Origin of the sequence: Mucilaginibacter sp. (assembly GCF_036383575.1) — a bacterium.
Classification (GTDB): Bacteria; Bacteroidota; Bacteroidia; order Sphingobacteriales; family Sphingobacteriaceae; genus Mucilaginibacter.
Map to the genome: position 1 here is coordinate 1 of NZ_DASVOB010000594.1, position 9,468 is coordinate 9,468.

Consider the following 9,468-nt stretch of genomic DNA (forward strand, 5'->3'; position numbering starts at 1 on the left):
TTTTGATATTGGTGCTCATTTCATCACTGATAGCATTTCCAATAGCCTGGTTTACTATGCATAGCTGGCTGCAGGATTTTGCTTATCGCATAAATATAAGCTGGTGGATCTTTGTTTTTGCGGGCGTACTGGCGTTGGTTATTGCTTTCACAACGGTAAGTTTTCAGGCCATTAAGGCGGCATTAACTAACCCGGTGAAGAGTTTGAGATCGGAGTGATTAGAGGTTAGAGATCAGAGATTAGTCTGGGATTAGGGGGAAACCAGACACATTAATGAACTAATAAACAATTGAATTAATGTACAACAGATATGTTTAAGAACTATTTAAAAATCGCGTGGCGAAGCTTGATCAAGAACAAGCTTTACTCGGCCATCAACATTGGTGGTTTGGGTGTTGGCATGGCAGTGAGCTTTATGCTGCTGTTGTATGTGTACAATGAATTTACTTATGATGGGTTTCACCAAAATAAAGACAGGTTGTACAAAGTAATGCGCACCCAGCCCTCAAACGGCGAAATAAACACGGGGGATGCCACACCTGTGCAGGTTGCTGCCGTGCTGCAAAAGGATTATCCGGAGGTTGAGTACGCTACCCGTGCAAACTGGTCATACGATCAACTGTTTAATTACAACAATAAACCGTTAAAGGTTAATACCATGGCGGCCGATGAGTCGTTTCTGAACATGTTTACGCTTGATTTTGTAAAGGGTAGCAAAAAAGACGCGTTCAGGGATATGTCGTCAGTTATCATGTCCGAATCGGCAGTAAAAGCTGTTTTTGGCGATGTTGATCCCATAGGTAAAACTGTTAAGTTAAATGGTTCACGGCTGGTAAAAGTGAGTGCTGTTTACAAAGATCTGCCCCGAAATTCTACGTTCAGGTTTAATGCGCTTATTTCATGGAAACTTTATGAAGCTGATAATGGTTGGGTGAAAACATCGGGCTGGGGTAACTATTCGTTTGTTACTTATGTTATGCTTAAGCCGGGTGTTAATGTTGGTAAGCTTAATATCGAAATCAAAAAGTTAATTGGCCGCTATGATGATCATAATAAAGAAAATCAGTTGTTCCTGTTCCCATTTGCCCAATGGCATCTTCACAGTGACTTTAAGAATGGTGTAAATACGGGTGGTGCAATTGAATATGTCCGTCTATTCCTGTTCCTGGCCATTGGCATTTTGCTAATTGCCTGTATCAATTTCATGAACCTCTCTACAGCCCGTTCGGAACGCCGGTCGCGTGAGGTTGGTATCCGTAAAGTTGTTGGCGCCCGCAGGTTTTCCATTATACAGCAATTTTTGGGCGAATCGCTATTTACTGCTATGATCTCGCTTATAGTAGCATTAGTGCTGATGACTGCAACACTTGGTTACTTTAATCAAATTATACACAAGCAATTAACTATTCCTTACAATAACGTATGGGCATGGGGCGCTGCTATATTGGTGACAGTGGTAACAGGTTTGCTGGCAGGTAGTTATCCGTCATTGTTTTTGTCGTCGTTTAAACCGGTGAAGGTTTTAAAAGGTACAAATAAGGCGGGTAAACAGACATTACATCTACGGCAGGTATTGGTGATAGTACAATTTGTATTTGCTACATGTCTTATTCTTTCAAGCATCCTGATCTATAAACAGATCAATTATATTAAAGACCGTCCGGTAGGTTACTCAAAGAACGGGCTCATAGAGATCTCGTTAGAAGGTAATTTGTATAAGGAGTATGAAAACTTCAGAACGGATATAATAAATGTAGGAGCCGCTGTTGACGCCGCAGAAACATCTGGCAGTATAGCCAGCAATGGCAGCAGCAGTTGGGGTATCAACTGGCCCGGACAATTACCAGGCGAGGATAAAATACCTATTGACCAGATCGTTACCTCATTCCATTTTATTTCAACTTATAAGCTTGAATTAATAAAAGGACGTGATTATATACCAGGCCACATGGCCGACTCATTATCGCTCATCATGAACGAATCGGCCGTTAAACTGATGCGCTTAAAAGAGCCCCTTGGCCAGATCGTGAAATGGCAGGGACGCAATTGCACAGTTGTAGGTATTGTTAAAGATTTTGTTTGGGGTTCACCATATGAGCCTGTAAAGCCAGCTATTATTGGTTTTGATAAAGGCTGGGCGGGCCAGCTTGGCATTCGTTTAAACCCCAAAGCTCCGCTATCAAAAAGCCTTGCTGCAATTGGCGACATCTATAAAAAGTACAACCCCGAATATCCGTTTGAATACAAGTTTGTTGATGAAAGCTTTAGCGGGAAATTTGAAAATGAAAAGCTGTTAGGCACGCTATCGAGTTCATTTACGGTATTGGCTATCATTATATCCTGTTTAGGCTTGTTTGGCCTTGCCTCGTTCTCGGCCGAGCAACGCAAAAAGGAGATCAGCATCCGCAAGGTGCTGGGCGCAAGTATCAGCAGTTTATGGTTCAATCTGTCTAAAGAGTTTTTGATACTGGTGGTTATTTCCTTTGTTATCGGTTCGGCGTTGAGTTGGTATAACATGAGCAAATGGCTGCAGCATTATACTTATCGCACGGATATAAGCGCATGGGTGTTTATAGCAACTATCGGTATCAGTATGGTTGTTTGCTTGCTCACGGTAAGCTGGCAGGCTATTAAAGCTGCATTGAGCAACCCGGTTAAAAGTTTGAAGAATGAATAACCCGTCATCAGGTCACTGGTCATTAAACCATTGAATGTTGGCTAATGACTTAATGACCCGGTGACTTAATGATATGCACCATGATAAGAAACTATTCAAAAACCGCCTGGCGTAATATTGTAAGCAATAAGTTTTACGCCGCCATTAATGTAACCGGCTTAACTTTTGGCCTGGTGATTGGGTTGTTCATGTTGCTTTGGGTGCAGGATGAACTGAGCTTTGACAGGTTTAACACGCAAGGTGAAAACTTATACCGTATAGGTATTGTAGGCGGTACTGATATAAGCAAGCAGATATTTACCCAAATTATAGCACCGGTTACAACCTTCGCTAAAAATGAGATCCCGGAGGTTAAGGACGGTGTGCGCATTATGAATATAGGCAGCGCATCGTTTAGGTATGGCGACAAGGTTTTTCGGGAAACCGATCTGGCATTTACCGACCCTTCGTATTTTAACGTTTTTGGTTTTCCGCTTGTACAGGGCGATAGAAAGCATCCTTTCCCCGATAATAACTCGGTAGTGATAACCGAGAAGGTAGCAAAAAAGTATTTTGGCAATGACAGCCCCATTGGTAAAATCATTACCCTTGGCCGCAATGATGTTTTGAAAGTTACTGGTGTGGTTAGTGATCATCCTGCAAATTCAAGTATAGTCTGCAATGTGATGATGCCCTTAAGCCGGTTTAACAATCTTGCCTATGTGAAAAATAATGCCAGTTATAATGGCACAGGGCGCATCAGTTCAATGGATGCCGACTGGATCAATTTTAGTTTTGAAACTTATTTGCTGCTTAAACCGGGCGCGGACCTGCGTAAATTAGAAAAACAATTGCAGGCCATCCATGAGCGTAATAAGCCGGACGACGCACCGGTACCTTACCTGGCACAGCCGTTCCTGAAAATGCACCTGTACAAAGCTGATGGCAGCGATGGGGGCATGTCAACCGTGCGCACTTTTGCCATTGTGGCCATCCTGATACTGGTAATAGCTTGTATCAACTACGTAAACCTTTCAACTGCGCGCTCCATGTTGCGTGCTAAAGAGGTGAGCATGCGTAAAATAATTGGTGCGGGTAAAATGCAGCTTTTTCTGCAGTTTATAATTGAAACAACATTGATGTTCGTTATAGCCACGGTTTTTGCTATAATGATAATGTACGTGCTGATGCCTGCCTATAACAAATTTTCGGGCAAAGAACTACAGCTTTCTTTAGGTAGCTATCAAGTTTGGCTCTATATTGTATTGACACTTGCCGGTACACTTGCTGCCTCAAGCATTTATCCGGCATTACTGCTTTCCTCATTTGAGCCGTTAAAGGCGCTTAAAGGTAAAGTAGCAGCGGGCATTGGTAATGTAGCTTTTCGCAGGGTTTTGGTTGTTTTACAATTTACGGTTTCGATAGTGCTTATTATTGGCACAATGGTTATAGGAAAACAACTCAGCTATATCCGCAGCCGCGACCTTGGTTACAACAAAGAGAACGTGCTGATGTTTGGTATGGTGGATATTAAACCACACTATGACGCTGCCAAAGCCGATTTGCTTAAACAGCCCGGTGTATTAGCCGTTACCCGGAGCAGCAGTAATATCGTTGATTTTGGCGGATGGACGGGAGATAATGATTGGGATGGAAAACCAGCAAAATCAAACCTGCTATTTCACCCCATTTTTGTTGATGAAGATTATATCAGCTTTTTTAAACTAAAAGTGAAAGAAGGGGCGGCGTTTACCGGTGCTGTAGCTGATTCTGCTCATTTTATTATTAATGAAACAGCCGTGGCGGCCATGGGCATAAAAGATCCGATTGGAAAAAACATCCGGATACAAAAAACACGCGGAACGATCATAGGCGTTGTAAAGGATTTCAATTACGCTTCCATGCGTAAAAAGATTGAGCCCGCAGTATTATGTTACCGGCCCGATGAATGTTACCGTATGTTCATTAAAACAACCGGCGGGCAGGCTCAAAAGGCAATCACGGCACTACAAAGTACCTGGAAGCAATATAATAATGATACCCCGATAGAGTATTCATTTCTTGATGAAAACTTTAGTCAGTTATACCGAACCGAGGAACATACTGGCTCCCTGTTCAATATGTTTTCAGCCCTGGCTATCGTTATCTCTTGCCTTGGCTTATTTGGATTGGCAACCTATTCGGCACAGGTTAAAACACGCGAGATCGGCATCCGCAAGGTACTTGGTTCAAGTATTGGCAGTATCATCCGTTTATTAGCCAGTGAATTTGTCTTGCTTATCATTATCTCTATTCTGATAGCCGTGCCGATTGCCTGGTACTCGATGAGTAAATGGCTGCAGGATTTTGCTTACAAAATAGATATGACTGTTTCGATCTTCCTGCTGGCAGGTGGAGGTGCAACGTTGATTGCCCTGGCTACCATTAGCATTCAATCTATAAAAGCAGCACTGGCAAATCCGGTTAAGAGTTTACGGTCGGAATGATTTGAGGTCTTAAGTACGAAGTTTAAAGTCTCAATTAAAGAGCTACTTTGAACTTCGTACTTAAGACTTTTTACCTCAAGCTGTAGACGGCACAAGTAAGCTGCGCACCGGCAACCACTCAATACTTGCGCCAGAAAAGCGCCGGAGAAAAATCTAACCTCTGATCTCCAACCTCTAATCACTAAAGTATCGTTCACAAACGCACTACAAGTGTTCCATTACCGTACGGTTTTAAATTAGTGATTTATATATAAGTTATTGATTTTTAATGTAATGTATATTTGGTACGAGTTTTAATATTTTAGAGCCTATAAACCATTTACCTATGTTACGTAATTACATCAAAATAGCCTGGAGAAACCTCATTAAGCATAAGGTTTTTTCGTTTATCAATATCTTCGGCTTAGCTACGGGTATTGCTGCGTTCTGGCTTATCAGCCTTTATGTGGTTGATGAATGGAGTTACGATCGTTATAACCTTAAAGCTGATCGTATTTTTCGCGTAGTACAACACGGCACCTGGAATGGAGGTAAGTTTAACCTTGCCGTTACCTCGCCGCCTTATGCTCCCGCCTTAAAAAATGATTATGCCGAAGTGGAAGACGCAATCCGCATTGATGCCGAGGGCGGAGGCAAAATAACCTATGGCGACAAACAGATCAACGAAGGAGGGATGCTATTTACCGATAAAGGCTTCTTTAACCTGTTCACCCACCACTTTTTATCCGGTGATCCCAATACTGCTTTAACAAAGCCGCAAAGCATTGTACTAACTAAAACCCTTGCTGAAAAGCTATTCGGTAACGTTGCGGATGCATTGGATAAAACAGTACTCATCGAAAATAATCCAAGTACCGTTACCGGGGTAATTGATGATGTGCCTGCAAATTCACAATTTAGTTTCAGCGCGTTACGCTCATTACCCGATGGATATACCGAAGGCTGGGGGAATTCGCACATTTACACCTATGTATTACTTAAAGCCCATGATGATTTTAAAAAGATAGAAGCAGGATCTGACGTTTTCTTTAACAAATACATCAAAGGCACGCTTGGTGCTATGAAATACAATCTGGAGCTGCAGCCACTTACGTCAATCCACCTTAATTCAAATCTTGATTATGAGCTGGGCAACAATGGTAATATCACTTATGTATATGTATTTGGTGTTGTAGCCCTGCTGATACTGGTCATAGCTGTTATAAATTATGTTAACCTTACTACGGCCCGTTCTTCAATACGGATCAAAGAGATCGGGGTGCGCAAGGTTATCGGCTCAAGCAAAAAGCAATTGATCATGATGTTTTTTGCCGAATCTATTTTATTTGCCCTCATCGCAGCTCTTATTGCATCAGTAATGGTACAGTTCCTGTTGCCTTATTTCAACCAGTTATCGGGTAAGAACCTGGTATTACTACAGTTTGGTTTGAGCAAAACGGTAGTAATATTTATGTTATTTGCTTTCGCTACGGGCATTTTAAGTGGTTTATATCCTGCCTTGTTCCTGTCTGGCTTCCGGACTATAGCCGCTATGAAAGGGCAAATGGGTAGCCAGGTCGCTACCATTATGTTCAGGAAATCATTAGTGGTGTTTCAATTTGTAATTACCATTGTCATGGTAGTTGGTTCGTGTATCATTTACAGGCAACTGCATTATGTAATGAACAAGGACCTCGGCTTTAATAAAGCCCAAACGCTCACTTTTCACATCAGCGATAAATCGGTACGTACAAAAATAGCCGCTATTAAAAGTCAGTTACTGCAAAACCCGGCTGTTGAAGCAGTAGGCATTGCCGGTAATCCAATAGGTAATAATGATATTGGTTCAAGCAATTTCAATATCGGAGCCGATGGAAAGGCTAATTCTGAGTCAAAAATGGTGGAAAACCTCATTATTGATGAAGATTTTATTCCAACTCTACAAGTTAAGCTTGCCAAAGGCCGAAATTTTTCGACGGATATGAGCACCGACAGGCAGGAATCGATCATAGTAAACCAAACACTGGTTAACGAGATGGGCTGGAAGGATGCCATCGGCCGCTCTGTAAGGATTGGGGTAGATGATAAAGGCAATGTGATCAGCCGGAAAATAATTGGTGTAGTTAAAGATTTTAACACTTATTCGTTGCAGCACAAAGTTGCACCAATGATGTTATATCTGCCATTTACCGCCAATGATGAGGACAATATGTATATCCGGATTGGCAAAAACAACATTCCTGCAACCCTCGATTATATCAGCAAGGTTTACGGCCGGTTTGATATCGAAAACAAAATAGAAATTCATTTTCTCGACCAGAATTTTGCCAATCAATACCAATCTGAACAAAAACAAGGCAACATCCTGCTCATATTCACCATACTGGCTATCAGTATAGCTTGTCTTGGTCTTTTCGGCCTGGTAACTTTTACCGCTGAGCAAAGGGTAAAAGAAATTGGTATCCGGAAAGTTTTGGGTGCAAGTGTAACCTCTATCGTTACCCTGTTGTCAAAAGATTTAATGAAGCTGGTGGTAATAGCCACGCTGATAGCATCGCCACTGGCCTGGTATGGCATGAGTAAATGGCTGCAAAGTTTTGCTTACCGCGTAGATATTAACTGGTGGATCTTCGCAATAGCGGGTATCCTGGCAGTGATCATCGCGTTTGTAACGGTAAGCGTACAATCAATAAGGGCAGCAAATGCTAATCCGGCTAAGAGCTTGAAAAGCGAGTAGGCAGTTTGCAGTGGCAGTTAGCAGTTGTGCGGTGTGATACTAATGAACAATTGAACCAATGAACTATGTTTAGAAATTACTTAAAAACAGCCTACCGTACCCTGCGTAAAAACGTGGGGTTTACGGTTATAAATATATTGGGGCTGGCCCTTGGCCTGGCTACCTGTCTCATGATTGTGCTATATGTAGCCGATGAATTGAGTTATGACCGCTTTAATGAAAAAGCCGGTCGCACGTACCGTGTTAATGAGGACCTTAAACTTGGCGAAAACAACGTTTTGTATGCTGTTGCCATGCCGCCGCTGGCACAGGCTTTAAAAACAGATTTTCCCGAAGTAGAGGAAACAACCAGACTTAAAGTTTCAGGAGGTTTCCACGTTAAAAAGGGAAACGAGAATATCCTGGAGTATAGTACCGTTTTTGCCGATCCGTCGGTTTTTAACGTGTTTACACTGCCTATTATCAACGGTAACGCTACTACAGCTTTAAAAGAACCAAATACCGTAGTCCTCACCGAAACTATCGCTAAAAAATACTTTAACAGCACCGATGTTGTAGGTAAAACGCTCAGCATCGATAATAATCAATTATTAAAGGTTACCGGGGTTATCAGGGATATACCAAAGCAATCGCACTTCCATTTTGATTTTTTTGTGTCGATGGCAAGCTGGCCCGACAGTCGTTCGGGGCAATGGCTTCGGAGCGATTATGTTACCTACGTAATACTTAAACCCGGAACAGATTACAAGGTATTTGAAAAAAAATTACCGGCTTTCCTGAAAAAATACAGTGATGGCGAAATGCAGGCTGGTTTGCACATGAACATGGATGCCTTTGAAAAAAGCGGCAGCTATTTCAGGCTTAACCTTACGCCTCTAACCGATATCCACCTACACTCCAATCGCACAGGTGATTTGGATAGTAATGGTTCGGTGCAGTACGTTTACATATTTTCGGCCATTGCCATATTTATCCTGCTTATAGCGGGTATCAACTTCATGAACCTGTCAACAGCGCGTTCAGCCAACCGAGCCCGCGAAGTAGGGGTACGCAAGGTATTGGGTTCGCCCCGCAAATATCTGATAGCGCAGTTCTTAACCGAATCAGTATTGGTGACACTGGCTGCTGCTGTGATAGCCTTTTTTGCGGTATTGCTGTTGTTGCCTTTGTTTAATCACGTAGCAGGGAAGGAGCTGGTTGTTGGTTCACAAACATTAGCATGGTTGTTACCCGCCCTATTAGTTATTGTGCTTGTAGTAGGTTTTGCGGCAGGTTCATATCCTGCGTTTTTCCTTTCGGCATTTCAACCTATCAATGTGTTGAGCGGTAAGCTGGCCGGTGGTTTTAAAGGAAGCAGGCTCAGGAGTGTGCTGGTGGTTTTCCAGTTTTCCATTTCAATATTCCTCATTATTGGCACCATCGTTATTTACAACCAGCTCAACTATATTCAAACCAAAAACCTGGGTTATAACCGTAACCAGGTGCTTGTTATCAATAAAGCATTTGAGCTTGGCGGCCATGTAAAATCATTTAAGGACGAGATCAGGCAGCTGCCGGGTGTGGTTAATGCCACCTTAACGGGTTACCTGCCAACAGGGCATATGCGGAGC

At 42.4% G+C, this 9,468-nt stretch carries 5 protein-coding genes; all 5 read left to right on the forward strand.

Annotation, left to right across the window (positions count from 1 at the left end; genetic code table 11):
• Positions 1–218 (forward strand): hypothetical protein (locus VF500_RS21285; RefSeq protein ID WP_330861608.1); only part of this gene is annotated, 218 nt, incomplete at its 5' end.
• Between the two features lie 92 nt (positions 219–310).
• Positions 311–2,677, forward strand: coding sequence for an ABC transporter permease (locus VF500_RS21290; RefSeq protein ID WP_330861609.1), 2,367 nt, complete (start codon positions 311–313; stop codon positions 2,675–2,677).
• Between the two features lie 80 nt (positions 2,678–2,757).
• Positions 2,758–5,142 (forward strand): ABC transporter permease, encoded by a 2,385-nt coding sequence (locus VF500_RS21295; RefSeq protein ID WP_330861610.1) that lies wholly within the window; start codon positions 2,758–2,760, stop codon positions 5,140–5,142.
• A 325-nt stretch (positions 5,143–5,467) separates the two neighbouring features.
• The gene (locus VF500_RS21300) at positions 5,468–7,858 is read left to right on the forward strand and encodes an ABC transporter permease (protein ID WP_330861611.1); all 2,391 of its coding nucleotides are present in this window, start codon (positions 5,468–5,470) and stop codon (positions 7,856–7,858) included.
• A gap of 65 nt (positions 7,859–7,923) precedes the next feature.
• Positions 7,924–9,468, forward strand: a 1,545-nt coding sequence (locus VF500_RS21305) for an ABC transporter permease (RefSeq protein ID WP_330861612.1), incomplete at its 3' end; no start/stop codon positions are given.

What these genes read in the sequence shown, in the direction of transcription:
- VF500_RS21290 (WP_330861609.1), top strand. Translation starts at nt 311, where the DNA reads ATGTTTAAGAACTATTTAAAAATCGCGTGGCGAAGCTTGATCAAGAAC.
- VF500_RS21300 (WP_330861611.1), top strand. Translation starts at nt 5,468, where the DNA reads ATGTTACGTAATTACATCAAAATAGCCTGGAGAAACCTCATTAAGCAT.
- VF500_RS21295 (WP_330861610.1), top strand. Translation starts at nt 2,758, where the DNA reads ATGATAAGAAACTATTCAAAAACCGCCTGGCGTAATATTGTAAGCAAT.